The organism is Flavobacterium sp. LMO8 (genome assembly GCF_009495755.1).
Lineage (GTDB): Bacteria > Bacteroidota > Bacteroidia > Flavobacteriales > Flavobacteriaceae > Flavobacterium.
The window spans coordinates 218,533-243,407 of the sequence record NZ_WIBJ01000027.1 but is presented as its reverse complement, the minus strand read 5'-3'; the positions used below and the strand labels follow the sequence as shown (position 1 = coordinate 243,407).

Annotated in this window: 29 protein-coding genes; 15 read left to right on the top strand and 14 right to left on the bottom strand. The window is 31.6% G+C overall.

Annotation, left to right across the window (positions count from 1 at the left end):
- Positions 1–45: 45 nt before the first annotated feature.
- Both GFJ94_RS04670 and GFJ94_RS04665 read right to left on the bottom strand, forming a co-directional pair.
- Entirely contained in the window at positions 46–1,119 is a 1,074-nt protein-coding gene (locus tag GFJ94_RS04670) for an alanine/ornithine racemase family PLP-dependent enzyme (protein WP_153200420.1), read from the bottom strand.
- Between the two features lie 2 nt (positions 1,120–1,121).
- Positions 1,122–1,556 carry a GNAT family N-acetyltransferase gene (locus GFJ94_RS04665; RefSeq protein ID WP_153200419.1) on the bottom strand — a complete coding sequence of 145 codons (435 nt, stop codon included), beginning with the start codon at positions 1,554–1,556 and terminating at the stop codon, positions 1,122–1,124.
- A gap of 299 nt (positions 1,557–1,855) precedes the next feature.
- Between GFJ94_RS04665 and GFJ94_RS04660 the strand changes: the two genes are divergently transcribed.
- Complete coding sequence (locus tag GFJ94_RS04660) at positions 1,856–3,391, top strand: YifB family Mg chelatase-like AAA ATPase (protein WP_153200418.1); 1,536 nt, start codon at positions 1,856–1,858, stop codon at positions 3,389–3,391.
- A 2-nt stretch (positions 3,392–3,393) separates the two neighbouring features.
- On the opposite strand, the gene GFJ94_RS04655 is transcribed toward GFJ94_RS04660, so the two are convergent.
- From GFJ94_RS04655 to panB, 5 genes are all read right to left on the bottom strand, one after another.
- Positions 3,394–3,843: an SET domain-containing protein-lysine N-methyltransferase gene (locus tag GFJ94_RS04655; protein WP_238989439.1), complete on the bottom strand. Its 450-nt coding sequence runs from the start codon at positions 3,841–3,843 to the stop codon at positions 3,394–3,396.
- Between the two features lie 27 nt (positions 3,844–3,870).
- On the bottom strand, positions 3,871–5,226 hold the full coding sequence (locus GFJ94_RS04650) for a hydroxymethylglutaryl-CoA synthase family protein (RefSeq protein WP_153200417.1): 1,356 nt from the start codon (positions 5,224–5,226) through the stop codon (positions 3,871–3,873).
- 142 nt (positions 5,227–5,368) lie between these two features.
- Positions 5,369–6,223: a neutral zinc metallopeptidase gene (locus GFJ94_RS04645; RefSeq protein WP_153200416.1), complete on the bottom strand. Its 855-nt coding sequence runs from the start codon at positions 6,221–6,223 to the stop codon at positions 5,369–5,371.
- 77 nt (positions 6,224–6,300) lie between these two features.
- Positions 6,301–6,996 (bottom strand): pseudouridine synthase, encoded by a 696-nt coding sequence (locus GFJ94_RS04640; RefSeq protein ID WP_162523788.1) that lies wholly within the window; start codon positions 6,994–6,996, stop codon positions 6,301–6,303.
- A 2-nt stretch (positions 6,997–6,998) separates the two neighbouring features.
- A complete protein-coding gene (panB, locus tag GFJ94_RS04635) occupies positions 6,999–7,817 on the bottom strand; it encodes a 3-methyl-2-oxobutanoate hydroxymethyltransferase (protein ID WP_153200415.1) in 819 nt (272 codons plus the stop codon).
- A gap of 59 nt (positions 7,818–7,876) precedes the next feature.
- Here panB and GFJ94_RS04630 point away from each other — a divergent pair, with 59 nt between their 5' ends.
- Positions 7,877–8,311, top strand: coding sequence for a nuclear transport factor 2 family protein (locus GFJ94_RS04630; RefSeq protein WP_153200414.1), 435 nt, complete (start codon positions 7,877–7,879; stop codon positions 8,309–8,311).
- On the opposite strand, the gene GFJ94_RS04625 is transcribed toward GFJ94_RS04630, so the two are convergent.
- Together GFJ94_RS04625 and GFJ94_RS04620 are read right to left on the bottom strand one after the other, a co-directional pair.
- Positions 8,285–8,659 (bottom strand): DUF2809 domain-containing protein, encoded by a 375-nt coding sequence (locus GFJ94_RS04625; RefSeq protein WP_153200413.1) that lies wholly within the window; start codon positions 8,657–8,659, stop codon positions 8,285–8,287. The two genes, GFJ94_RS04630 and GFJ94_RS04625, sit on opposite strands and share 27 nt — an antisense overlap.
- Entirely contained in the window at positions 8,659–10,074 is a 1,416-nt protein-coding gene (locus GFJ94_RS04620; protein WP_153200412.1) for an L-serine ammonia-lyase, read from the bottom strand. The genes GFJ94_RS04625 and GFJ94_RS04620 overlap by 1 nt, the downstream gene beginning before the upstream one ends.
- Positions 10,075–10,224: 150 nt before the next feature.
- On the opposite strand from GFJ94_RS04620, the gene GFJ94_RS04615 reads away from it, so the two are divergent.
- The 5 genes from GFJ94_RS04615 (at position 10,225) to GFJ94_RS04595 (ending at position 16,057) form a co-directional block, all read left to right on the top strand.
- Positions 10,225–11,124 (top strand): EamA family transporter, encoded by a 900-nt coding sequence (locus GFJ94_RS04615; RefSeq protein ID WP_153200411.1) that lies wholly within the window; start codon positions 10,225–10,227, stop codon positions 11,122–11,124.
- 144 nt (positions 11,125–11,268) lie between these two features.
- Positions 11,269–13,152: a molecular chaperone DnaK gene (dnaK, locus tag GFJ94_RS04610; protein ID WP_153200410.1), complete on the top strand. Its 1,884-nt coding sequence runs from the start codon at positions 11,269–11,271 to the stop codon at positions 13,150–13,152.
- Positions 13,153–13,675: 523 nt separating this feature from the next.
- Positions 13,676–14,317, top strand: a complete 642-nt coding sequence (locus GFJ94_RS04605) for a T9SS type A sorting domain-containing protein (protein WP_153200409.1) — start codon at positions 13,676–13,678, stop codon at positions 14,315–14,317.
- 105 nt (positions 14,318–14,422) lie between these two features.
- The gene (locus GFJ94_RS04600; protein ID WP_153200408.1) at positions 14,423–15,052 is read left to right on the top strand and encodes a hypothetical protein; all 630 of its coding nucleotides are present in this window, start codon (positions 14,423–14,425) and stop codon (positions 15,050–15,052) included.
- A gap of 54 nt (positions 15,053–15,106) precedes the next feature.
- On the top strand, positions 15,107–16,057 hold the full coding sequence (locus tag GFJ94_RS04595) for a nitronate monooxygenase family protein (protein ID WP_153200407.1): 951 nt from the start codon (positions 15,107–15,109) through the stop codon (positions 16,055–16,057).
- Positions 16,058–16,099: 42 nt separating this feature from the next.
- Here the strand turns inward: GFJ94_RS04595 and GFJ94_RS04590 are convergent, their stop codons facing one another.
- Both GFJ94_RS04590 and GFJ94_RS04585 read right to left on the bottom strand, forming a co-directional pair.
- The gene (locus tag GFJ94_RS04590) at positions 16,100–16,237 is read right to left on the bottom strand and encodes an SsrA-binding protein (RefSeq protein ID WP_153200406.1); all 138 of its coding nucleotides are present in this window, start codon (positions 16,235–16,237) and stop codon (positions 16,100–16,102) included.
- Positions 16,238–16,303: 66 nt separating this feature from the next.
- Complete coding sequence (locus GFJ94_RS04585; protein WP_153200405.1) at positions 16,304–17,536, bottom strand: MFS transporter; 1,233 nt, start codon at positions 17,534–17,536, stop codon at positions 16,304–16,306.
- Positions 17,537–17,620: 84 nt separating this feature from the next.
- On the opposite strand from GFJ94_RS04585, the gene GFJ94_RS04580 reads away from it, so the two are divergent.
- From GFJ94_RS04580 to GFJ94_RS04570, 3 genes are read left to right on the top strand one after another with little or no spacing between them, the layout of a single operon-like run.
- Entirely contained in the window at positions 17,621–18,211 is a 591-nt protein-coding gene (locus tag GFJ94_RS04580) for a DUF1684 domain-containing protein (RefSeq protein WP_153200404.1), read from the top strand.
- The gene (locus GFJ94_RS04575; RefSeq protein ID WP_153200403.1) at positions 18,204–18,851 is read left to right on the top strand and encodes a TatD family hydrolase; all 648 of its coding nucleotides are present in this window, start codon (positions 18,204–18,206) and stop codon (positions 18,849–18,851) included. Before GFJ94_RS04580 ends, GFJ94_RS04575 begins: the two co-directional genes overlap by 8 nt.
- A gap of 32 nt (positions 18,852–18,883) precedes the next feature.
- Entirely contained in the window at positions 18,884–19,609 is a 726-nt protein-coding gene (locus GFJ94_RS04570) for a ThiF family adenylyltransferase (RefSeq protein ID WP_153200402.1), read from the top strand.
- 41 nt (positions 19,610–19,650) lie between these two features.
- Here GFJ94_RS04570 and GFJ94_RS04565 read toward each other — a convergent pair whose 3' ends face one another.
- Positions 19,651–20,676 (bottom strand): GyrI-like domain-containing protein, encoded by a 1,026-nt coding sequence (locus GFJ94_RS04565; RefSeq protein WP_153200401.1) that lies wholly within the window; start codon positions 20,674–20,676, stop codon positions 19,651–19,653.
- Positions 20,677–20,710: 34 nt separating this feature from the next.
- Positions 20,711–20,899, bottom strand: a complete 189-nt coding sequence (locus tag GFJ94_RS04560) for a hypothetical protein (RefSeq protein WP_133607488.1) — start codon at positions 20,897–20,899, stop codon at positions 20,711–20,713.
- Between the two features lie 74 nt (positions 20,900–20,973).
- On the opposite strand from GFJ94_RS04560, the gene GFJ94_RS04555 reads away from it, so the two are divergent.
- Positions 20,974–21,357 (top strand): nucleoside triphosphate pyrophosphohydrolase family protein, encoded by a 384-nt coding sequence (locus tag GFJ94_RS04555; protein WP_153200400.1) that lies wholly within the window; start codon positions 20,974–20,976, stop codon positions 21,355–21,357.
- Between the two features lie 51 nt (positions 21,358–21,408).
- Here the strand turns inward: GFJ94_RS04555 and GFJ94_RS04550 are convergent, their stop codons facing one another.
- Positions 21,409–22,476, bottom strand: a complete 1,068-nt coding sequence (locus GFJ94_RS04550) for a branched-chain amino acid aminotransferase (RefSeq protein WP_153200399.1) — start codon at positions 22,474–22,476, stop codon at positions 21,409–21,411.
- 298 nt (positions 22,477–22,774) lie between these two features.
- Here GFJ94_RS04550 and GFJ94_RS04545 point away from each other — a divergent pair, with 298 nt between their 5' ends.
- The 4 genes from GFJ94_RS04545 (at position 22,775) to GFJ94_RS12670 (ending at position 24,859) form a co-directional block, all read left to right on the top strand.
- Entirely contained in the window at positions 22,775–23,266 is a 492-nt protein-coding gene (locus tag GFJ94_RS04545; RefSeq protein WP_153200398.1) for a DUF4920 domain-containing protein, read from the top strand.
- Positions 23,266–23,724, top strand: a complete 459-nt coding sequence (locus GFJ94_RS04540; RefSeq protein WP_153200397.1) for a hypothetical protein — start codon at positions 23,266–23,268, stop codon at positions 23,722–23,724. Before GFJ94_RS04545 ends, GFJ94_RS04540 begins: the two co-directional genes overlap by 1 nt.
- Before the next feature lie 142 nt (positions 23,725–23,866).
- On the top strand, positions 23,867–24,532 hold the full coding sequence (mnmD, locus tag GFJ94_RS04535; protein ID WP_153200396.1) for a tRNA (5-methylaminomethyl-2-thiouridine)(34)-methyltransferase MnmD: 666 nt from the start codon (positions 23,867–23,869) through the stop codon (positions 24,530–24,532).
- A gap of 132 nt (positions 24,533–24,664) precedes the next feature.
- Entirely contained in the window at positions 24,665–24,859 is a 195-nt protein-coding gene (locus GFJ94_RS12670) for a hypothetical protein (protein WP_111565666.1), read from the top strand.
- The last annotated feature ends 16 nt before the right edge of the window (positions 24,860–24,875 follow it).

The window sequence follows — 24,875 nt, the reverse complement described above, 5'->3', positions numbered from 1 at the left end:
ATAAAAAACGTCCTAATCTAATAATTGATTTAGGACGTTTTTTATTTACTCTATAACTTTCTCAATATAATCAGAATTTAAAAGATATAATGCGCCCATATATTGTAAGCTAAACGAAATCAAATCGCCTACTTTATATTTGTTTTTAGAAGTGCTTATGTCAATAACAGTCATATCTGAACTTGAATCTATTATTACAATATTAGGATCATTTGGAATTAGATATTGAGGTTGCATGTCTAACAACCCAAAATCTAAAATAGCACGCAACGAAGTTTCGCTCAAATCTACATTTTCATTTACTTCAAAAGTATTTCCAGCAACATTTTCACCTAATTCTCCCGTTGGGTTATTTGGTTTTTCAGTTATTTCAATGATTTCGGCATAGAGTTTAAAAACATCATGATGCATGCCTTCAATGGTTTCACCTGTAAATAAATCTTTTCCAAAAAATAACGCTTCTCCAATTCTAAAATGATTAACAGCCATTGGTCTGGCATTCTTTAATAGTAAAGGAACAGCAACTGAAGTTCCGCCTGAAACCCAAGGAATTTTTACATTAAATTTAGCTTCAATCAATTGTTTGTACAAGCTCAATTGAATTAATTTATCCTGAGTAGGCATAACACCACTCAAACAATTTAAATTGGTACCAATGCCTCTTATTTCGATATTTGGCAAACTAAAAACTTGTTCGTAAAACGATATTAATTCTTCTCCTAATACGCCTTCACGCAAATCACCCATTTCAATCATAATAATTATTTTATGGGTTTTTTCTTGTCTTTTAGCTTCTTCAGATAATAATTTAATGGTATAGATTTCAGTATTAAAACTTACATCGGCAAATTCAACTATTTTTTTAATGTTTAGTTTTGATGGAGGTTTTATGTATACGGTTTGAATCTCTGGATTTAGTTTTTTTATCTTTTTTAAATTACTAATTCTAGAGTCGTGCATTTCTGTAACGCCCAGATCTAATAGTTCTTTTAAATAAATGGTATTTCCGCACAGAATCTTAGTTACAATTCCCCATTGGATGTTTCGTTCTTTAAATAGTGTATTTAAGAAGTTATAATTATGTTGTAATTTGGTTTTATATAATTTTAAAAAAGCCATATTTATTTTGTTAAACGCATTTCTAAATACTTGTTTGTAAAACCTAGTTTTTCATAAAGCAATTTTGCTGGATTGTTTGGTTCAACATGTAATGCAATATTTCCTTCAACAGATGCTATTGCTTTTTGCATCAGCTGTTTTCCATATCCTTTTCCTCTTTGGCTGTTATCTACAGCAATATAAACTAATATGTTTTCAGGAATATAATCTTTCATTCCGGTGTTGTTTAATATAACGATCCCAACGATTTTATTTTCATCAGTTCCAATTATAATTTGACCTCCTTTTTGTGGATGCATAACATAGTCGATACACTTTTGAATATCTTCTTTGGTATCGCCATATTCTTCTAAATGAATAAATAAAAAATGAACGATTTTTTCATCTGAAAATTCGTCTAAATTTCCGGTTGCAGCATTAATAATTGTAAAATTCATATCAATATAAATTTATCCGTAAAACTTTACGAATGTTAGTATAAATAGACCAAATTGGATTTTCCAAGAGGCTTTCAGTTCAAACTGAAAATATCGATTGATAAAAAGAAAGGCAAGGCCTTAAATTGTCTAGATTTAGACAAAAGAAATCAAATAACAAGTTACAAATTTACTTATTTTAAAGTAGAATCCCTAATTTAAAGGGATATATGGATTTTATAAAATTAGGTTAGCTATTAATTTTTTTAAATATTTTTATATATTTGCATCTATATAAGCCATTTAAAAAATTATAAGCCATGTTAGTAAAAGTATTCGGAAGCGCCGTTTTTGGCGTTGAGGCCACTACAATCACAGTAGAAGTAAACACAGAAAAAGGAATCGGTTATCATTTAGTTGGTCTTCCAGATTCGGCCATAAAAGAAAGCAGTTTTCGTATTGCTGCAGCACTTAAAAACAATTCCTATCATTTTCCCGGTAAAAAAATCATTGTAAATATGGCACCTGCCGATTTACGAAAAGAAGGTTCTGCCTATGATTTAACCATTGCGGTTGGAATCTTAGCTGCTTCTTCCCAAATTACCTCTAAAGAAATCGAAAATTACATCATTATGGGCGAATTATCGCTCGATGGAACTCTGCAACCCATTAAAGGAGCGTTGTCTATCGCTATTAAAGCTAAAGAAGAAGGTTTTAAAGGGATTATGATACCCATTCAAAACGTTAAAGAAGCGGCAATAGTTGAAAATATTGATGTTTACGGAATTTCAAATGTAACCGAAGTTATCGATTTTTTTGAAGGAAAAGGAAATTTAGAACCTACAAGAATTGATACAACTGAAGAGTTTTCAAAGACTTTAAATTTTCCTGAACATGATTTTGCCGATGTCAAAGGTCAAGAAGGAATTAAACGTTGCATGGAGATTGCGGCAGCAGGTGGTCACAATATTATTTTAATTGGTCCGCCAGGTTCAGGAAAAACGATGTTAGCAAAGCGTTTGCCAAGTATTTTACCACCAATGACGATTCGAGAAGCCTTGGAAACCACAAAAATTCATTCAGTAGCTGGAAAAACTAAAGATGTAGGTTTGATGGCACAACGACCATTTCGAAGTCCGCATCACACGGCGAGTTCGGTTTCTTTAGTTGGTGGAGGAAGTTATCCGCAACCAGGCGAAATTTCATTAGCGCATAATGGCGTTCTATTCTTAGATGAATTGCCTGAATTTAAACGAGAAGTATTAGAAGTCATGCGTCAACCATTAGAAGATAGGGAAGTGACGATTTCAAGAGCGAAATTTACAATTACTTATCCGTCATCTTTTATGTTGGTGGCAAGTATGAATCCGAGTCCAGGAGGTTATTTTAACGATCCAAATGCTCCTGTGAGTTCATCTCCACAAGAAATGCAACGTTATTTGAGTAAAATTTCGGGACCTTTATTAGATAGAATTGATATTCATATAGAAGTTACACCAGTTCCGTTTGAAAAACTAACCGAAACTCGAAAAGCAGAAAGTAGTGTGTCTATTAGAGAACGTGTAACTAAAGCACGACAAATTCAATCGCAGCGATTTGAAAACTTTGAGCATATTCATTACAATGCGCAAATGAGTAGCAAACTTATTCGCGAATTTTGTGTTTTAGATGAGGTTTCGTTACAATTACTAAAAACGGCAATGGAACGATTAAACTTATCTGCAAGAGCGTATGATAGAATTTTAAAAGTTGCAAGAACAATTGCTGATTTAGAAAATTCTGAACGTATTCAATCGCATCATATTGCCGAGGCGATTCAGTATAGAAGTTTGGATAGAGAAGGTTGGTTAGGATAAATTTAACCGTGTTTTTTCCAATATTTTTTGCCGTAGCTACAGAAAATTTCTTGTCCTGATTTGATTTTTTTTGTAGCTATGATACAAATATTTTCATATTCATCTAATGCAATTTTGCAATTATTTTTAAATTCTAATTTAGTAAAAGCTTCAGCATCATTTGCATATTTTGCAAAACATTCAACGTTCATTGAATCTAAAATAGAACCATCTAACCTATTTATAAAATACCGGTCATTATTTTCAGAAACTCTTTTTTGAGCTTCTTTTTCAGTTAAAATTTCGCCTTTAAAAAGTGAAATAATTTCGTTTGGATAAATATCAATTGCTGTATATAAACCTTTTCCAGCATTTGAAATTTGGGAATCTTGAATATACAAATAATCAGATTCAGGAGCATCTATTGAATTGGTTGATTTTTTCAGAAAATAAATATTTAAGTAATTCTTCAAATATAATTAAAGAAACTAATAAACCATTTAATCGATAAATTTATAATAACGAGCTCCTTTTAAAACAGGATTGTTATTTTCGATATAATCTAACACAAATTCATTTTTTGCGTTTAGAAGCGCTGATTTTATTTCTTTTTTATGCAGTTTTTCATACGTTTCAAAATCAATTTCAGTTCTGCTATTTAACGTTTCAAAAAGTGCTGTTTTTAAAATTGTTTCTTTCCAGTTGGGTTGAATTTCAGCTTCAAACACTTTTGATTTTGAACCACTTCCATAAGCAATAAAGCCTACTTTTTTATGATTTAGTTCTTTATTTTCCTTTGCCGAATAATACAAACCTGAAAGTAATCCTAAGAATATTGAGCCTGTGTAAATATTGCCAACTTCGCCAGATGCAATTTCGCTTGGATAAATTTTATTTTCTACAAGTGAAAGATATTCGTTCGATTTTGCCAACGATTTAATTTTATCTTTTAATTCCAAACCAGTTTGATTTTCAATTAAATGTTGGTTTTCTTTGGCAAAAATTTCAATAAAAGTTCTTCTACCTTGAAAGCAATAGGGTAGATGCATAAAAATTTGCTCCCAGTTCGAATAGATTTTTGTTTGTTGATTGCTTTCTTTTTTAAAGTTTTCGTAGGCTTCTGAAATTCGGTTGATATAACATGTGTTCGAATATTGGCCATCAAAAACGGGTTGGTCTTTAACAATTGTAATTTCAGCTTCTAAAACATCAAACCAATTTTCGTTTTTAGAGTTTCCTGTAATCGCTTCTTTTTGGATGGATTGTTTTGGTTTAAAAAAATCAAAAACTCCAGAAGTTGCAACACCCGTTTCTTTTGAAAAAGCTAAAATTTTTGGTTGGGCAGAAATTAGCATGGCAATTGCTCCGGCACCTTGTGTATATTCACCTGTAGAATTTAAGTCATATTTTGCAAAATCGGTTGCTACTACAATTGCTTTTTTGGTAGGATTTAATCGAATATAATCGACACAAGATTGTAAAGCATCTACAGCGCCTATGCAAGCAAAAGTTAAATCTACAACATCGCAATTTAGTAAAGTACTTTTACCAAATTTAGTTTCAATTAAGCTTAAAATGTATGAGGCAACGGGTTTTGAATTATCTATGCCACTTTCTGTACCAATATAAATTTTTGCAATTTCATTTAGGTTAATTTTTTCTTGTTCAATTAACTTTAAAACTGCATTTGTTCCTAATGTTACTACATCTTGATTAACATCTAAAAAACTCATTTTTTGTAAACCTAAACCTTTTGTAAGTTTTTCTGGTTCAATATTTCTTTGAGTTGCTAATGTTTGAATGGGTAAATATAAATTTGGAACACTAAATTGGATGGCATCTATTCCTACTAACATAATTAAAATAAAAAAGTGAAATCAAATTTACGTTGATTCCACTTTATATAAAATTCAATAGGAACGATTTATTAAAATTTAAGTAAAACGATGATTAAATTATGTATTTAAAAATTCTAAATCGTTTTAGTGTAACAATTTGTTATAATTCCTCTGCAAAAGTATCGCCTAATCTAATATCTCCCGATTTAAAACCTTTCATAAACCATTTCATTCGTTGTTCAGAAGTTCCGTGAGTGAACGAATCGGGAACAACATGACCTTGCATTTTAGATTGAATAGCATCATCACCAACAGCATGAGCAGCACTTAAGGCTTCTTCAATATCACCAACTTCTAAATATTTTTGGTTGTAATGCGCCCATAATCCACCGTAAAAATCAGCTTGTAATTCTAAACAAACGGATAATTTATTAGCTTCGGCTTCACTTTTTGTTTGTTGTAATTTTCTAACTTTTCCAGAAGTTCCCAGAATTGTTTGAACATGATGACCCACTTCGTGAGCTACTACGTAAGCTATAGCAAAATCACCACCTTTAGCGCCAAAACGAGTGCGAAGTTCTTCAAAAAAGGCTAAATCCATATACACTTTTTTATCGCCAGGACAATAAAAGGGTCCAGAAGCTGAACTTGCGCCTCCACAAGCAGTTTCTACTGAACCTGTGAATAAAACCATTTTCGGTTGTTCGTAAGTTCCAAGATTATTTTCTTCAAATATTTTGGTCCAAATATCCTCAGTATCTGCAAAAACGGTTGAAACAAATTCGCCCATTTCTTTTTCTTCAGGGGTAAGCTCTCTTTGTTCAACTTGTTCTGTTTGTTGAGCGCCTTGACTTTGCTGAATGGTATCAACAAATGGAGCTGCTTCCGGGAAAAACATTTTTACAAGAAAAAATACAATTGCAATAGCACCTCCACCAGCTATTACTTTTCCACCGCCCGACATTCCTCTTCTGTCTTCTACGTTGTCACTTTGACGTCTACCTTTCCATTTCATAAACTATTTTTTTTTGTTTTATCAAATATATTAAAAAAAAATATTTAATTGATTGAATTGATTTTTTCTGTACAATTTTAAATTGAATTCCAAATAACATCTTTTGGAGTTTTTGCTACAAAAGTTAAAACTTCTTTTGATACAGGATGCGTTAGAATTAATTTACTGGCATGAAGATGAATGCCACCATCTGGATTACTTCTATCAAAACCATATTTTAAATCACCTTTGATTGGGCAACCAATGGCTTGTAATTGCGCTCTAATTTGATGATGTCTTCCCGTATGCAAATCAATTTCCAACACAAAATAATTATCTAATTTTTTAATAATTTGATAACTTAAACTGGCTTTTTTGCTTTCAGGAACTTCTTTTAAATGTGCTTTTGAAGTATTATTTTTAGTATTTCGTTTTAAGAAATGAACTAAAGTATCTTTTTCTTTTGGTGGACAATTTTTAACGACTGCCCTATATGTTTTTTGTGTTTCTCTATTTTTAAAAGTTTCGTTCAAACGAGTAAGTGCTTTCGATGTTTTAGCAAAAATGACAATTCCAGTAGTAGGTCTGTCTAAACGATGTACCACTCCTAAAAAAACATCTCCGGGTTTATTATATTTTTCTTTGATGTATTCTTTTACTACATCTGAAAGTGGTTTGTCTCCTGTTTTATCTCCTTGCACAATATCGCCAACACGCTTATTTATTACAATAATATGATTGTCTTCGTGAAGAATTTGAAGATTATTTTTTGTAGAAATTTCTTTAGTAGACACAATTAATATTGTTCGTTAGCATTCGGAAAATCTTTCGATTTCACATCGTTAACATATTGTCCAATCGCATTTGTCATTTGATCGTATAAATCTAAATAACGACGTAAGAATCTTGGACTAAATTCGTTATTCATGCCTAACATATCATGAATTACCAATACTTGTCCGTCAACGCCACTACCAGCACCAATTCCAATTACAGGAATTGAAATACTTTTAGCCACTTTTTCTGCCAATGCAGCAGGAATTTTTTCTAAAACTAAAGCAAAGCAACCCAATTTTTCAAGCATTTTTGCATCTTCTAACAGCTTTTCTGCTTCTGCATCTTCTTTTGCTCTAACCGTGTATGTTCCGAATTTATAAATAGATTGTGGTGTTAATCCTAAATGTCCCATTACTGGAATTCCGGCATTTAATATTTTTTTAATAGAAGCTGCAATTTCGCTTCCACCTTCTAATTTTACAGCATGTCCGCCAGATTCTTTCATAATTCTGATGGAAGAACGTAAAGCTTCTTTGGAGTCAGATTGGTAACTCCCGAAAGGCAAATCAACCACAACTAATGCTCTTTCACAAGCTCTCACCACACTTGATGCGTGGTAAATCATTTGGTCAAGTGTAATAGGAAGTGTAGTTTCATGTCCTGCCATCACATTACTTGCCGAATCGCCTACTAAAATAACATCAACACCAGCTGAATCTACAATTTTTGCCATTGTAAAATCATATGAAGTAAGCATGGAGATTTTTTCTCCATTTTCCTTCATTTCAATAAGTGTTTTTGTTGTGATTCTTTTGTAATCTTTCTTAGCTACTGACATGGTAATATTGTTTTATGTAACAAAATTAGTTTTTATATACTAATAATAAAAAACAATTTATGAAGAATTTACTTTTTATTCTATTATTTGTGACTATTCAACCAATTATGTCTCAAGAGTCAAGTCCAAAAAAAGTAGTGGATGATTTTTTTGCTTCTTTTCATACTAAAGATACTACCGCATTAAAATTACTTTGTCATCCCGAAATAGTAATGAAAACAATTGCCAATACTAAAGAAGGAAATAAGCTTGTTTCAGAAGAGTTTGATGATTTCTTAAAATCAATTGCAACTATTCCTGCTAATTTGAAGATTTTTGAAAAACTTATCGATTATAAAGTAGAAATCGACGGCAATTTAGCACATGTTTGGACACCATATGAGTTTTATGTAAATGATAAGCTAAGTCACATTGGTGCAAACGCTTTTACCTTGTATAACGACAATGGGAAATGGCAAATTATTCATTTAATTGATACCCGAAGAAAGAAATAATTTATCTGAAAAATATGCCACCAAAGTTCCAATTAAATAACAAAGTATATCCAACCAAAGAAAACCTTGACCCAAAACGTAATGTCCTAAAGTAGTTTTTCGAACGGCAATTAACCAATCGATTTGAACCAGTTGTAAGACTTCAATACAAAAACAAAAAAGTAAACTTATTAGGAATGTTTTGTGTGTTTTTAAGTTTATAAAAAGGAATCGCAATCCAAAATAAATCAAAACAGCATACAAAACATCTCCTATAAATAAAGGAGCATTTGCTATTTTTCTTGAGAGTATTCCAAGAATCATAACCGATAAAGTAAGAATAAAATAATTTAATCGATTACTTTTCATTAACAATCAGCCATATTTACCGTTACAGCTAAACCACCTTCAGAAGTTTCTTTGTATTTAGAATTCATGTCTTTTGCAGTTTGCCACATTGTATTGATTACTTTGTCCAATGGCACTTTTGCGTTTAAAGCATCGGTTTCTAAGGCTAATTCGGCTGCGTTGATGGCTTTTATTGCACCCATAGTATTTCTTTCAATACATGGAATTTGTACTAAGCCACCAATTGGATCGCAAGTTAAGCCTAAGTGATGTTCCATTGCAATTTCGGCTGCCATTGTAACTTGAGCTGGAGTTCCGCCCATCAATTCACACAAGGCTGCTGCTGCCATAGCACTGGAAACACCAATTTCTGCCTGACAACCACCCATAGCTGCTGAAATAGTTGCGCCTTTTTTGAATATAGAACCAATTTCACCCGCCACCATTAAAAATTGTTTGATTTCTTTTTCGCTCGCTTCGTGATTTTCGATTACCAAATAATACATCAAAACCGCTGGAATTACTCCCGCACTTCCATTAGTTGGAGCGGTAACTACACGACCTAACGAAGCGTTTACTTCATTTACTGCCAATGCAAAACAACTTACCCATTTTAAAATCTGACGGAATTTAACTTCGGTTTGTCTGATGATTTGCAACCACGAATATGGGTCTTCATAAGGTAAAACGCCAATTAAATTTTTGTGCATGTCGTATGCTCTTCGTCGTACATTTAAACCACCAGGAAGAATTCCTTCTGAGTGACAACCAATGTACATACATTCTAACATCGTATCCCAAATGCGAAGTAATTCGTTGTGAATTTCTTCTTCGCTACGCATGGTTTTCTCGTTTTCGTAAATGATTTCAGAAATCTTCTTATTTTCTTGAGCACAGAAAGCTAAAAGTTCATCTGCTTTTTCAACTGGGAATGGAAAAGTATGTAAAATTTCTTCTTTATGATGGTCTTCTTTTTCTTTTACAACAAATCCGCCACCAATAGAATAATAGGTTTCCGAAAAAGTTTCGGTATCAGTTTTGGCAGTAAAAGTTAATCCGTTGGCATGAAAAGGTAAAAAGTTTCTATTGAAAACAATATCGGTTTCAAAGCAAAACGGAATTAAAATTTCATTTCCCAAGAAAATTTCTTTCTTGTTTTTAATAGCCGAAATAATCACATCAATACTTTCCACAGGAATATATTCAGGATCAGCACCACTTAAACCTAACATTACAGCTAAATCTGTTGCATGACCTTTTCCAGTTAATGATAAAGAACCATACAAATCTACTTTGACACCAATTACGGTATCAATTAAATTACGTTCGCGCAATTCCTTTAAAAATTGTTCGGCAGCACGCCATGGTCCAAGGGTGTGTGAACTCGAAGGACCCACACCAATCTTTAACATATCAAAAACAGAAATACATTCCATTACTCAAACGATTTAGTTTACAAATATAATCTTAAAAAATAATAATAAACAACACATAAATAGCCTCAATTGTTATAATTCGTTTGAATTAATAACATAAAATCGGGATTTGATTTCCTTCTTTTTTAGTTCTTTTGCAAAAAAAAAGTGATGCCAATAAATAAATATTTTTTATCTGCTTTATCTGCCTTTATTATTTGGGGATTTTTTAGTTTGGCTTTGAAACCACTTACTAATTATGCTTCGTTAGATATTTTATTCTTTCGAGTTTTTATTGCAACCGTTTTTTTATTGGGAATTAATTTAATGTTTAGAAAATCAGTTGTTGTTGAAGCGAAGAAAACATTCAAAGAACTTTCAAATAAAAAACAAAAATCAGCAGTAATTATGACGGTTGTTGGCGGACTTTTGTTAGTCTTGAATTGGTTTTTGTTTATTTATGCAGTTAACCATGTGAGTTTGCAATCGGCTTCGTTTGCTTATATCATTTGTCCAATTCTAACTACTGTTTTAGCTTTTATATTATTGAAAGAAAGAATCGATGTTTGGCAATGGATTGCAGTAGGATTGTGCGTAATTAGTTGTTTTATATTGTCTTATGGAAATTTGCAAGACTTGATTTATAGCGTAATCATCGCTTTAAGTTTTGGATTCTATTTGGTTTCCCAAAGAAAGAATAGTGATTTTGATAAATTCTTGATATTAACTATTCAAATGGTTATTTCTTCAGTTATTTTATTGCCGTTTTATCCAAGTTTTGGCGGCGCTGTTCCAACAGAATTTTTATTTTATTTACTACTATTAATTATTGTAATTGTCTTCACTATTATTCCATTGTTCCTGAATTTGTATGCATTAAAAGGATTGAATTCTTCAACTGTTGGGATTTTGATGTACACTAATCCGTTGATTCATTTCTTTTTAGCGATTTTCTATTTTAAAGAATCGGTTTCGGTTGCCCAAATTGTTTCTTATTCCTTGATTTTGATTTCTATCGTGGTTTTTAATGTCGCTAATTTTAAAAACCTAAGACAGAATAGACTCAAATAATCACCATAAAACGACATTTTGTCAGTTTTAAAAACCTGACAAAAGCTGTTTTCTGTCAATTTTCCTGTTTTTTCGTAATGGCACAATCATTGAATTAGAGTCATCGAGTTTAAAATTGAAATTTAAAATCTAACAAGTATAAAAATGAGCAAAATTATTGGAATCGACTTAGGAACAACCAACTCATGTGTGGCTGTAATGGAAGGTGGAGAACCTGTTGTAATTGCAAACGCAGAAGGTAAAAGAACAACACCATCTGTAATTGCATTTGTAGAAGGTGGAGAAATTAAAGTTGGAGATCCGGCAAAAAGACAAGCAGTAACTAACCCAACAAAAACGATTGCTTCGGTAAAACGTTTTATGGGTAACAAGTATACTGAAAGTGCAAAAGAAGCTTCAACAGTAGCTTACAAAGTGGTTAAAGGTGATAACGATACACCTCGTGTTGATATCGATGGTCGTTTATATACACCACAAGAATTGTCTGCAATGACACTTCAAAAAATGAAAAAAACAGCTGAAGATTATTTAGGTCATTCAGTTTCTGAAGCAGTTATTACTGTTCCAGCTTACTTTAACGATGCGCAACGTCAGGCTACGAAAGAAGCAGGTGAAATTGCAGGTTTAAAAGTAATGCGTATCATCAATGAGCCTACAGCAGCAGCTTTAGCTTATGGATTAGACAAACAAGGTAAAGACCAAAAAATCGCAGTTTACGATTTAGGTGGAGGTACTTTTGATATTTCTATCTTAGAATTAGGAGACGGAGTTTTCGAAGTATTATCTACAAACGGAGATACACACTTAGGTGGAGATGATTTTGACCAAGTAATTATCGATTGGTTAGCGAACGATTTCAATGCTGCTGAAGGTGTTGATTTACGTAAAGACCCAATGGCATTACAACGTTTAAAAGAAGCAGCTGAAAAAGCTAAAATTGAATTATCAGCTTCTGCTCAAACAGAAATCAACTTACCATACGTAACAGCTACGGCTTCTGGACCAAAACACTTAGTTCAAACGTTAACAAGAGCAAAATTCGAACAATTAGCTGAAACTTTAGTAAAACGTTCTATGGAACCAGTTGCTAAAGCGTTAAAAGATGCTGGTTTATCAGTTTCTGATATTGACGAAGTTATTTTAGTAGGAGGTTCAACTCGTATCCCAGTTATCCAAGAGCAAGTTGAGAAATTCTTCAATAAAAAACCATCAAAAGGAGTAAATCCTGATGAAGTAGTAGCAATTGGAGCTGCTATTCAAGGTGGAGTTTTAACTGGTGAAGTAAAAGACGTATTATTATTAGACGTTACACCACTTTCATTAGGAATTGAAACAATGGGTGGTGTTATGACAACTCTTATTGAGTCAAATACAACTATTCCAACAAAAAAATCACAGATTTTCTCTACTGCTGCAGATAATCAACCAACAGTTGAACTACATGTTTTACAAGGAGCAAGACCAATGGCTGCTGACAATAAAACAATTGGACGTTTTAATTTAGATGGTATTCCACCAGCACCAAGAGGAGTTCCTCAAATTGAAGTAACTTTTGATATTGATGCGAATGGTATCATCAAAGTTTCTGCTACTGATAAAGGAACAGGAAAATCACATGATATTCGTATTGAAGCTTCTTCAGGATTAACATCAGAAGAAATTGAAAAAATGAAAAAAGATGCTGAAATGAATGCTGAAGCAGACAAATTAGCTAAAGAAAGAGTAGAAAAAATTAATGAAGCTGATTCGATGATTTTCCAAACAGAAAGTCAATTAAAAGAAATTGGTGATAAATTAACTGCTGAGCACAAAACTGCTATCGAATACGCTCTAACTGAGTTGAAAATGGCTCACGAAAATCAAGATTTAGAAGCTATTCAAAAAGGTTTAGACAACGTAAATGCAGCTTGGAAAACAGCTACAGAAGAAATGTATAAATCACAAGAGCAAGGAGCTTCTCAAGCTGAGCCACAAGCGGCTGCTTCAGGAGATCAAACGCAAGATGTAGATTTCGAAGAAGTGAAATAATTTTCAAATCGAAAATATTTTTAAAACCGAATCATTTCTGATTCGGTTTTTTTTTTGTTCTTTTGTAAGAAATAGTTACAAATATGAAAAAACTTTACACATTTACGTTTTTATTTATATCAGGATTAATTAGTTCGCAAATTACTAGTTGTTTTAATGCAACTCCTGTATGTGCTAATGGAAGTTTAATTTCTAATACTACAGGGGAATTCCATCTGAGGGAAATATTATTTGTTTAGGATCTACGCCAAATCCTAAATGGTATATTTTTAAATCAGGATTAAGCGGTGCTATCGACTTACAACTTAGTCAAGGAAATAACTCACCATTATATAACAATCAAGATGTTGATTTTATTCTATGGGGACCATTTGATCATTTACCAGATTGTACTTCAGAGCTTTATGGTTATCCAAGTGGGAATACATCAATTATTAATAATGTTTTAGATTGTAGTTACTCAGGTTCTACAACTGAATTGGTTAATGTTTCAAATGCACCAAGTGGTAAGTTTTATGTAATTATGTCAACAAATTTTTCTGGTCAATCTGGAAGTATTTTAGTGCAACAAACCAATCAAGGTCAAGTAGGAGCGGGGTCATTGATTTGTGATTATGTTATTATAGATGATCAGCCATCAGACAGAACTTTTAATGTAAATGGAGCGACTTCTTTTTCAGTAAGTACATTAAATGCAAGTTCGTATAGATGGCAGATGAGTATTGATGGTGCAAATTGGACTGATTTATCAGACGGAGGTACCATGCCAGGTATTTCAGGAGCTTTTACAAATACATTAAATCTTACTAATGTTCCATCAACTTATGATGGCTATTATTTTAGAGTGTCATCATCAAACGCAGGCGATTCTGTATATTCAAAAATATCTCAACTAAATTCTACTTTGTCTCAATCAAATTTTGATAATGAATTATTTTCTGTTTATTATGATATAAATTCGGATGCAATTGTCATTCAAAATAATGATGAAACACTCGCTAAATTTTCTTATAAATTGTATGATTTAAACGGAAGAGTACTTGCTACTGGAGAAATAGATTCTCAAATTAGAAATCTTTCTACTTCAAATTATCAATCTGGTGTATATTTATTAGAGGTGTTTGATCAAGATAAAAGATTAATAAAAAAGATAATTAAAAATTAAATAAAAAAACCGAATCAGCAATGATTCGGTTTTTTTGTTTCATAAAATTCAATCGTATCTATTTTTTTGTATATTGGTAACTTAAATTTATTAACCTAAACTATTATGAAAAAACTATTTTTACTACTAATTATATTAGTGTCAACAATTGGATTCGCTCAAAAAGGAAAAACTAAATCAAAAGCAGCAGCTACTAAAAATGTAGTTTTAACTAAAGTTGATCACATTACTGCAGAAATTATTTCTGAAAAATCAGGAAAACGTATTGTCCTTTTTGTTAAAAACAACGATAAAAATGATACACTAGAAGTAAAAAAGTTAGATAAAGCAGATTTTAAACCTACAAATTTTACAGTAAAAAGCTTTACAACGCAAGGAAAAAAGTTTTATCATGTAAATTGGAAAGAGGAAATAAAAGTAGATACAAAATTAAAAAAAGAGACAGGTATTGTTACTGAAGACCAATTGTGGGATATAGAAACAAAAACGTTATTATTAGGAAACATTCATAAAACATCTCATATAAAAGAAACAATTTTCTTAGATAAAAACAAAACCGCTTCTCACGATGTAGAAAAAAATAGAAGTGAAGGTTTTGAATTTACGCTAAACCATGATGGAAGTTTCGTAATGAAAACTAAAACACAAAACAGTACTTATGTTTATCATGCAGCTTCAAGTAAATATGAATTAAAAGGAGCTCCAAAAACTTCTGGAGGGAAAAAGAAAAAATAATATGCATGCATAGTATTTGATTTTTTCTTATATTTGAACATTAATTCAAATAAAATGGAAAAACAATCGTTGACTTCGCTTATACAAATTACACATCCAGTAATTATAGCTCCTATGTTTTTAGTGTCGAATACTAAAATGGTAATTGAAGGAATGAAAAGTGGCGTTGCAGGTTGTATTCCAGCATTGAATTATAGAACTTTAGAGGAATTAAAATCCGCAATTGTAGAATTAAAAGAGGCGAAAGTTCCAGGAGGAAGTTTTGGATTTAATTTGATTGTTAACAAGTCTAATGTAAAATACAAAGAGCAATTGCGTATTTTGTGTGAAGAAAAAGTAGATTTTATTCTGACTTCGTTAGGTTCGCCAGAAGAAACTATTAATGAAGCACATAAAGTTGGTATTAAGGTTTTTTGTGATGTTACCGATTTAGCTTTCGCCAAAAAAGTAGGAAGTTTAGGTGCTGATGCATTAGTAGCAGTTAACAATCAAGCTGGTGGTCACAGAGGAAATATCAGTCCAGAAGAATTAATAAAATCTTTAAACGAAAATACTTCTTTACCAGTAATTTCCGCTGGTGGAGTAGGAAGTAAGACCGATTTAGATAAGATGTTAGGTTTTGGAGCCGTTGGTGTTTCTGTAGGAAGTCCGTTTATAGCTTCAATTGAATCTGGGGTTTCTCAAGAATATAAGCAAGCATGTGTAGACTATGGTGCGAAAGATATCGTAATGACCGAACGTATTTCTGGAACACCTTGTACCGTAATCAATACGCCTTATGTGCAAAAAGTAGGAACCAAACAAACTTGGCTTGAAACGCTACTTAACAAAAGCAAAAGCATGAAAAAATGGGTCAAAATGATTCGTTTCTACATCGGAATGAAAGCTACTGAAAAAGCTGCTACTCAAGTAACCTATAAAACCGTTTGGGTAGCTGGACCAAGTATTGAAAATACAAAGGCTATTTTACCTGTGAAAGAAATTGTACGAAGAATTATATATTAATATAAAGTTATATCAATTTTAGGACATAATTTTTTTTTAAATTTAAAGACTGTTAATAGTAACCCAATAACGATAAGCAATAATTGCTTTTTGCCATTTTTTAGCTTTGATAGGATCTAAACCTTGTTTAGTAAAACTAGGTAAAAGTGCTTTATTAAGTTTGGCAAGTAATTTATACATGGTTTAATTTTTGGCAAATATATAAAAATAAAGAATCCCGAGTCAATCGGGATTTTTTACTTTATTTTAGTTTTTAAGTTCTCTTGCGGGTTCTTTTTGAACTAATTTTATTAACCAAAGTCCTAATAAAACACTAATTATTCCAAGTGTTCCCATGAAAAACCAATTTAATTGATAACCCTGATTGTCAATAATTGTCATTCCCATTTTTGCACTCAGAATATGAGCTAAACTGTAACTCATGGTAAAAATTGCCATATAACGTCCTTCGTGACCTTTTGGTGCACGGCTCATAGCAAACGAATTTGAAAATGGAAACGCAAACATTTCGGCAAACGTCATGAATAACATCATTACAATTAAAATTCCAACCCAATTGTTTACCAATAATAAATAGATGCTAATTGCCATTAATAATCCACCTAAATTAATAACTTTTAGTTTGTTGATTTTGTGTTTTTCAATATAACTCACAATTGGCATTTCTAAAAAGAAAACTAAAATACCATTAAAAGTAAGGAGTAAACCGGTTTGAAATTCTGATAAATTAAATTGTTCTTTGTGATACAACGGAATTGTCGTAAACAATTGAAAAAACATAATCCCCGAAATCAAGCAAATAGTCAAAAAAATCCAAAACGGACCATCTTTAAAAACTGAATGTGTAAAAACTTCGTCTGGATTTGTTTTATCTATAAATTTCGATTTTTTCTTTTCTTTTACTTTCCACCAAAAAATTAAAATAGCTAAAATACAACTTGCTCCATCAACCCAAAAAAGTCCTTTATAACCTAAACTCATAATTAATAATCCGCCCAAAGCTGGTCCAGCCGCAAAACCTAAATTAATAGCTAATCGTACTAAAGTTAAAGCACGCGTTCTGTTTTCTGGTTTGGCATAAGCACCTAAAGATACAAACATGGCCGGTCGAAACATATCAGCAATTACCATAATAATAAAAATGGCAATCAACAACCCATGATAACTTGTTATAGTTTGCAATACAAAAAATCCGATTCCACTGCTAAGTAAGCTAAAAATCATTATTTTGTAGAAGCCAATTTTGTCCGATAATTTTCCGCCTAACCACGAACCTAACATCGATCCTAAACCAAAACTCACCATAATCCAACCCACTTGGCTGTACGAAAAATGCAAATCTTCCTTCAAATATTTAGATAAAAAAGGAAGTACCATTGTTCCAGCACGATTGATGAAAGTGATAAGAGTAAGTATCCAAATTTCGCGAGAAAATCCTCTGAAATTGTCGATATATTTGTTGAAAGCGCGCTGTAACATATCTAAAGTTGAATTGCAAATTTACGAAAGCTAACACGATTAAAATGTTATAGAAATTATATATTTTTGTAAAAATTACTTCCAATGAAAAAAATCATTCTTTTCCTTTTATGCACTTCTATTACTTTTGCTCAAAAAGACTTGTCTTCGGCTGAAAAATTTCAAATCGAACTGAATAAAAGTTATGCAGATTCATTGAAAAGCCCTTTGAATAAAGAGGATTTAAAGCAATTTAAAGGTTTGGAATTCTTTTCGATAAATGAAAAATATATTGTTGAAGCAACTTTTATTAGAACCAAAAAGGAAAAGCCTTTTGGCATGAAAACAACAACTTCAAGAACTCCATTGTACAAAAAATATGGTGAATTGCATTTCAAAATTGATGGTAAAGCACTTAAACTAAATGTGTATCAAAATATAAATTTGAAGAAAAAACCGGGTTATGAAGATTATTTATTTCTACCATTTTCTGATTTAACTTGCGGAAAAGAAAGCTACATCGGTGGAAGGTATGTTGACATGAAAATTCAAAAAGGTAAAAAATGGACCATCGATTTCAATAAAGCTTACAATCCTTATTGTGCCTATAATTACGAATATTCGTGTCCGATTGTTCCTTTAGAGAACGATTTGGATATTGAGATTAATGCTGGTGTAAAGAAATTTCATGACTAAATACATCAATTTACATACACACAAATTTTCTAATCTTTCGGACGTGATTGAAGTTGTCAATCAATATCCGTGGGAATTTGACGCTTCAATTCCTAATTACTCTATTGGAATTCATCCTTGGTATATCGATGAGAATCGTTTAGAATCAGATTTAGAAATCATCAAAGAAAAATTACAATTGTCTGAATGTTTAGCACTTGGTGAATGTGGTTTAGACAAACGTATTGAAATTCCAATGGACATACAAATTTCTGTTTTTAAGAAGCAATTAGAAATAGTTAAGGAAACTAACAAACCAATTGTTTTACATTGTGTTGCGGCTTATGATGAAGTTATTGCTATCAAGAAAGAAATGAAAATAGAAAATCCAATGATTATTCATGGCTTTTCAAAAAACGAACAAGTGGCGAAATCACTTTTGAATAATGGTTTTTATCTTTCGTTTGGAAAATACTTACTTCGTAATCCAGATTTAGAAAAAGTATTTACCTTTGCACCCGAAAATCAAGTTTTATTAGAAACCGATACGATTGAAGAATCCATTTATGAAGTGTATAAAAAAGCAGCTTTAATAAAAGGAATTTCGATAGAGGAGATGAAAGCTATCATTTTCAATAATTTTTCAAAGATTTTCAGTTAAACAATTAATCAATTTAACGATTCAACACTATTATGGCAAAGTGGAAAGAACGCGCAGTTTTATTATTTAAAGAAGAAGGAATTCAAAAACTTGAAAACGCTAATGTTTTGGTTGTTGGATTGGGTGGAGTAGGAAGTTTTGCTGCCGAATTTTTAGCTCGTGCAGGAGTAGGGAAGATGACCATTGTAGATGGCGATGTGGTTGATATTACCAATATTAATCGTCAATTACCTGCTTTACATAGCACTGTAGGTGAACCAAAAGTAAAAATTGTAGGTGATCGTTTGATGGACATTAATCCAGAATTGAAATTAACCCGTATTGAAGAATTTTTGTCTCCAGAGCGCGCTTATGAATTGGTGTCATCTGAATTTGACTATGTTTTAGATTGCATCGATAGTTTAACACCAAAAATCAATTTAATTATAGCTTGTAAACGCAAAAAGGTAAAAGTCATCAGCAACATGGGAGCAGGTGGTAAGTTTGAAGCCGAAAAAGTTCGTGTGAAAGATATCAGCAAAACAGATTATTGTCCTTTAGCGAAACAAGTGAGAAAACGATTAAAATTAGAAGGAATTTCGAGTGGTGTTAAAGTAGTTTACTCTTTTGAAAGACCCGATTACGATAGTGTAAAAATGACGGATGGATCTAATTTCAAAAAGTCTTTTTATGGAACTAACAGTTGGATGCCAGCGCTTTTTGGATTACACGCTGCCGAAACAGTTGTTAAACATTTGATTGGAAAAGTAAAAAACTAAAAAATCCCGATGAAAATCGGGATTTTTTGTTTCTATATTTTTTATTCTGTAGGATTTGTTGTTGTATTTTCTGTGGGTGTTGTAATTCCTTCTTCAGTTGCTACTGGTTTTGGTTTAGGTACATACACTCTTTTTTTAATTGGAATAAAAATTTCAGTTACCCATTTTGAAGGTTTACGTTCTTTTGGCAAACTTATTTTGTAAACTTCAATGTTAGTACCTTCTAAATCCTCAATTAGTTTTTTCTTTTTAATATAAGTTAAAGTTTTGTCCCAAGCTTCTTGATTGTGTGAATAATCACCTGTTAAAGTCGTTTTTATTGCTAAAAATTCATCAAAATGTCCTCCTGATATTTCACTTCCTGGAGTTGTTAAAATTTCTTCTTCAACTGGTACACACATTGAAAAAATGGTAGTTTTGTTTTTCTTATCCCAAGTATCATAAGTAATAAATGGAAGACCTGTAATTATAATGTCGTTTTTCTCAACAAATGCCATCATGTTTTGCAACATAGTTTTTGAAACTTTCTGAAAATCGGCAAACGAGCAAGTGTCTATTTGTTGAATATAATTTGTAGCGTGTTTCGTAACTAAACCGTGTATTTTGATATTGTAAGTAGTTAACTCCTTAACTAAGTAAGTGTCAATATTGTTTAATCCGTCTTCTAATTTATCTCCTAATACATTATCAACGCCACCTTGTAAAACACTTAATAATTTTAATTCAAAATCTAATTTTCCTTTTAATTCCCAAGTAACTAATGCTCCTTTTTTGGTTTTTTGAAAACGCATGAAAGATTCGTTTTTCTCACCTGAAACGGTAATGTTTTGTAAAATGGTATCTCCTGGAATTAATTTTAGATTTTTAAAAACCGCATTGTCTTTATCCCAAGGATTCCAATCGATTAAAGAAGTGCTATCGGAAACAAAATTATAAACAATATCTTTTGAAGCTTTTATTTCTTTAGAACGAACCACTCTATAGTCGCTCTGCTGAGTAGCAACAAAGACGACGAAGGCCACACTAAATAGAAGCAATAAAAGAAGTATGTATTTTAAAATTCTCATATGGGCATGAATATGTTTTTCAAAAGTAAGAAAATTAATCTTTCATTAGTACTTTAATTAAAAAGAGTAAACCAATGAAGCCTAAAAATCCAATAAATACCCAATACGTTCCTTTATAAAACGGTTTCATTTGTCTTAAATCTTTACGGTATACTAATATCATTGTAGTTACAAAAGCAATTATAAAGAAAATAGCAAAGTAGATTTGTCCTGTTGAAAACATATTGAAAATTTTTACAAAAATAAGAATTTAATACTATCTAATTTTTTAATTTAGAGAAATTTATAAGGTCAATTATGCAAAAACAATTAAAAGCAGTAAGAATTTTTCACGAAACCTATGGTTTAGGAGTAAGTGAAGAAATGAAAGCCGATTTAGGTACTTTAAAAAATGAACTTCGATTCAACTTAATGAAAGAGGAAAATGAAGAATATTTAGAAGCCGTTCAAAACAATGATATCGTTGAAATTGCAGATGCTCTAGGCGATATGTTATATATTTTGTGTGGTACTATTTTAGAACACGGATTACAACATAAAATTGAAGAAGTGTTTGATGAAATTCAACGTTCTAATATGAGCAAACTTGGAGAAGATGGAAAACCTATTTACAGAGAAGACGGAAAAGTAATGAAAGGTCCAAATTACTTCAAACCTAATTTTGAGGAAATTTTAAAATAAAAAAAGGCGATTTCAATTTTGAAATCGCCTTTTTTAAATATTTCTAAATTCTTAAATCTTAACAGTCCAACCGAAAGTGTCTTCTGCTAATTTATATTGAATGTTGGTAAGTTTTTCTTTAATTTCAAGCGCCATTGAATTTTCTAATTTTGGTAATTCATAGTATTCACCTAAATAAGAAAAACCTACGATTGGATTAATAACAGCCGCAGTTCCAGCACCAAAGATTTCTTTTAATGAACCGTCTTTTGCAGCAGCCACTAATTCCTCAACTAAAACAGAACGTACTTCTACATTAATATTTTCTCTTTGCGCTAATTCGATAACACTTTTACGAGTAACACCATCTAAAATTCTTTCACTTGTTGGTGCAGTAAAAATAGTATCATTAATTCTAAAGAAAACATTCATGGTTCCTGCTTCCTCTAATTTTGTATGTGTAGCATCGTCTGTCCAAATGATTTGTTGGAAACCTTGCTCGTTTGCTAATTTTGTTGGGTAAAACTGTGCAGAGTAATTTCCAGCAGCTTTAGCAGCACCAATTCCTCCGTTAGCCGCTCTACTGAAATGTTCCGCAATAAGTACTCTAACTTCACCAGAATAATAAGCACGAGCTGGCGATAATATAATCATAAAACGGTATTCTTGAGAAGGTGCCGCAATTACACCATGTCCGGTTGCAATCATAAAAGGACGAATATATAAGGTATTTCCTTTTCCTTTTTTAACCCATTCTTTCTCGATTTCTAATAAACGGTGCAAACCTCCTAAGAAAACATCTTCAGGAACTTCTGGCATTGCCATTCTGGTAGCACTTTTATTGAAACGGTGATAATTTTCATCAGGTCTAAACAACCAAACATCATCTTGCTCATCTTTATAAGCTTTCATTCCTTCAAAAATAGCTTGCCCATAGTGGAACACTTTTGCAGAAGGATCAATCATGAAAGGCGCGTATGGTTCTATAACAGGTTTTTGCCACGCTCCGTCTACATAATCACATACTAACATATGGTCTGTAAAAACATTACCAAAGGTTAGGTTTTCAAAATCAACCTCGTTGATTTTTGAATGAGGAGCCGAAATAATTTCAATTTCGTTTAAAGTTTTTAATTCCATTTGGGTCAAACTGTTATAATTTATAGTTTTGTAAAATCAACAAAAAAAATGTCAATTTTTACGTATTCGTTGCAAATTTACTAAAAAAAAGAAGTTTTATTTTTACTTACCAAAAAATAATTATCAACAACTGACAAAATTTTATCTTGATAAAAACTTTAAATTGATTTTAAATCAACAAAATAAATAAGAAATCTTCTTTTCGTTAACTTCTTTTACAAGAGATGAAACTTTCTTTTTTGATGCTCCGAAAATATAAAAAATATCGTTATTTTTGTTGAAATTATTCACAATTAAAATGAAAAAAATACTTACTCTATCACTTCTAACTATTGCATTTGTTAGTTGTGAACAAAAAAAAGAAACTACACCAGAAATTACTAAGGTAGATTATGCTGTTTTTGGAGATTCAATTTCATCTGAAGGCGCTTTATCGAATGCAGAAATGATGGAAAAATTCAAATCTTTAAAAGAAGGTGATACTTTAGAAGTAAAATTCAAATCAGGTATTAACGAAGTTTGTCAAAAGAAAGGTTGTTGGATGACATTAGATTTAGCAGATGATAAAGAAGCTTTTGTAAAATTTAAAGACTATGGTTTCTTCGTTCCAAAAAATGCTCAAGAAAAAGAAGTTATTGTAAACGGAAAAGCATTTGTAAGCGTTGAAAGTGTTGATGTTTTAAAACATTATGCAAAAGACGCAGGAAAATCGCAAGCAGCAATTGACAGTATTGTAGAGCCAAAAGTAACGTACTCGTTTATGGCAAATGGTGTTTTAATTGCTAAATAATGAAACAGATAATTCTACTATTTTCTTTTGCTATTTTGTCGATTTCTTGTGATAAGAAAGTGGATGAAAAAGTAACTGATAAAGAAGCTTGTGAAACCGATTCAAAGGTAAATAAAGACGGATTTGAAATGTACGAAATGTCAGAAATGGCAGCTCTTATGGAACAAATGTATGTGGATAATGAACGTTTGAAAGAACGCATTATGAAAGGCGATACGATTGGTAAATTTCCACAACATTTTATTCGTATTCATAAAGCAGTAATGACGGATGAAACCGATAAAGATGCTTTTTTCGATGAACAAGCGGCTAAATTTATCAAAGCGCAAGAATTGATTTATCAAGATCCAAAAAATGCTAAGGAACATTTTAATAATGGAATCGATGCTTGTATCAAGTGCCACGAAGTAAAATGTGGCGGTCCTATTCCAAAAATTAAGAAATTGTATATTGAGTAAAACTTGATATAGTTTTGAAAGGGTTGTTTAAAGTTATTTGGTTTGTCATTCTGAACTCGTTTCAGAATCTTAAAAAAGAGAAGCTGAAATGAATTCAGCTTGACAAAACACTTTAAACAACCTTTTTTATATTTTAAATTCCATGAAAAGAGAAATTATTATCACAGATGACGGTTCAACCACAATCCGAATTCCAGATTGGGATGAGAACTATCATTCTACTCATGGAGCTATTCAGGAAGCCAAACATGTTTTTATTAAGAATGGATTGGATTTGTTTCAAAATCAGGATTCGATTTCCATATTAGAGATTGGTTTTGGAACTGGTTTGAATGCTTTCATTACTTTTTTGGAAACTATAAATAAAGAAAAAGTTAATTACGTTGGAGTAGAAGCGTACCCGATTTCATCTGAAGAAATAGCGCAAATGAATTATGTTTCTGAACTTAAAGCCGAAAAGTATCAGGTGATTTTTGATAGAATACATTCTTGTGATTGGGAAATCCAACAAACGATTAATGAAAACTTTTTTTTAACTAAGAGAAACCAGTTTTTTCAAGATATCGAAGATAAAAACCAATATGATTTAATTTATTTTGATGCTTTCGGATTTCCATTACAACCCGAATTGTGGAGTGAAATCATTTTTAAGAAAATGTACGATGCACTTTTACCCAAAGGAACTCTTGTTACTTATGCATGCCGTTCATCTATTAAGAACGCGATGCTAAGTGTCGGATTTTCAATTGAAAAACTACCTGGAGCTCCAGGAAAACGTGAAATGTTACGAGCTACAAAAAATGTATGATTTTTACTCTAAAGTAAGAATTTAATAAAATTTTAGCATTTTTTTTAACAACTACATCGTTTTCGAAACATTTTTTTAGTTATCTTTACGACAAGTTCTTACCCCCAGTCTAACCTTTTATTTAGAAAAAGTATGCCCAGACCGATGTTTTCTTACACCAAGTCAATTTTGGAGAGAGTGAGTTTTGATGCGAAACTATTTTGTAAAGAATTAGAGAAAGCAGTACGAATATTGCTTCCTTATGAAATAGATCAATTGAGAGAGTGGCTTTTACAGTTTACAGAAGAAAAGCCAGAATTAAGACAATGTTTAATTTATATCAACTAATAATATAAAGTCCCGA

Coding starts and splice junctions, on each gene's coding strand:
- GFJ94_RS04590 (WP_153200406.1), bottom strand. CDS start 16,237: ATGTATAAATTACTTGCCAAACTTAATAAAGCACTTTTACCTAGTTTT.
- GFJ94_RS12670 (WP_111565666.1), top strand. CDS start 24,665: ATGCCCAGACCGATGTTTTCTTACACCAAGTCAATTTTGGAGAGAGTG.
- GFJ94_RS04560 (WP_133607488.1), bottom strand. CDS start 20,899: ATGTTTTCAACAGGACAAATCTACTTTGCTATTTTCTTTATAATTGCT.
- GFJ94_RS04600 (WP_153200408.1), top strand. CDS start 14,423: ATGAAAAAACTATTTTTACTACTAATTATATTAGTGTCAACAATTGGA.
- GFJ94_RS04565 (WP_153200401.1), bottom strand. CDS start 20,676: ATGAGAATTTTAAAATACATACTTCTTTTATTGCTTCTATTTAGTGTG.
- GFJ94_RS04615 (WP_153200411.1), top strand. CDS start 10,225: ATGCCAATAAATAAATATTTTTTATCTGCTTTATCTGCCTTTATTATT.
- GFJ94_RS04670 (WP_153200420.1), bottom strand. CDS start 1,119: ATGGCTTTTTTAAAATTATATAAAACCAAATTACAACATAATTATAAC.
- dnaK (WP_153200410.1), top strand. CDS start 11,269: ATGAGCAAAATTATTGGAATCGACTTAGGAACAACCAACTCATGTGTG.
- GFJ94_RS04625 (WP_153200413.1), bottom strand. CDS start 8,659: ATGAAAAGTAATCGATTAAATTATTTTATTCTTACTTTATCGGTTATG.
- panB (WP_153200415.1), bottom strand. CDS start 7,817: ATGTCAGTAGCTAAGAAAGATTACAAAAGAATCACAACAAAAACACTT.
- GFJ94_RS04555 (WP_153200400.1), top strand. CDS start 20,974: ATGCAAAAACAATTAAAAGCAGTAAGAATTTTTCACGAAACCTATGGT.
- GFJ94_RS04650 (WP_153200417.1), bottom strand. CDS start 5,226: ATGTTAGTAGGAATAGATGCCATCCAATTTAGTGTTCCAAATTTATAT.
- GFJ94_RS04605 (WP_153200409.1), top strand. CDS start 13,676: ATGTCAACAAATTTTTCTGGTCAATCTGGAAGTATTTTAGTGCAACAA.
- GFJ94_RS04660 (WP_153200418.1), top strand. CDS start 1,856: ATGTTAGTAAAAGTATTCGGAAGCGCCGTTTTTGGCGTTGAGGCCACT.
- GFJ94_RS04585 (WP_153200405.1), bottom strand. CDS start 17,536: ATGTTACAGCGCGCTTTCAACAAATATATCGACAATTTCAGAGGATTT.
- GFJ94_RS04550 (WP_153200399.1), bottom strand. CDS start 22,476: ATGGAATTAAAAACTTTAAACGAAATTGAAATTATTTCGGCTCCTCAT.
- GFJ94_RS04665 (WP_153200419.1), bottom strand. CDS start 1,556: ATGAATTTTACAATTATTAATGCTGCAACCGGAAATTTAGACGAATTT.
- mnmD (WP_153200396.1), top strand. CDS start 23,867: ATGAAAAGAGAAATTATTATCACAGATGACGGTTCAACCACAATCCGA.
- GFJ94_RS04630 (WP_153200414.1), top strand. CDS start 7,877: ATGAAGAATTTACTTTTTATTCTATTATTTGTGACTATTCAACCAATT.
- GFJ94_RS04575 (WP_153200403.1), top strand. CDS start 18,204: ATGACTAAATACATCAATTTACATACACACAAATTTTCTAATCTTTCG.
- GFJ94_RS04540 (WP_153200397.1), top strand. CDS start 23,266: ATGAAACAGATAATTCTACTATTTTCTTTTGCTATTTTGTCGATTTCT.
- GFJ94_RS04545 (WP_153200398.1), top strand. CDS start 22,775: ATGAAAAAAATACTTACTCTATCACTTCTAACTATTGCATTTGTTAGT.
- GFJ94_RS04595 (WP_153200407.1), top strand. CDS start 15,107: ATGGAAAAACAATCGTTGACTTCGCTTATACAAATTACACATCCAGTA.
- GFJ94_RS04570 (WP_153200402.1), top strand. CDS start 18,884: ATGGCAAAGTGGAAAGAACGCGCAGTTTTATTATTTAAAGAAGAAGGA.
- GFJ94_RS04620 (WP_153200412.1), bottom strand. CDS start 10,074: ATGGAATGTATTTCTGTTTTTGATATGTTAAAGATTGGTGTGGGTCCT.
- GFJ94_RS04580 (WP_153200404.1), top strand. CDS start 17,621: ATGAAAAAAATCATTCTTTTCCTTTTATGCACTTCTATTACTTTTGCT.
- GFJ94_RS04645 (WP_153200416.1), bottom strand. CDS start 6,223: ATGAAATGGAAAGGTAGACGTCAAAGTGACAACGTAGAAGACAGAAGA.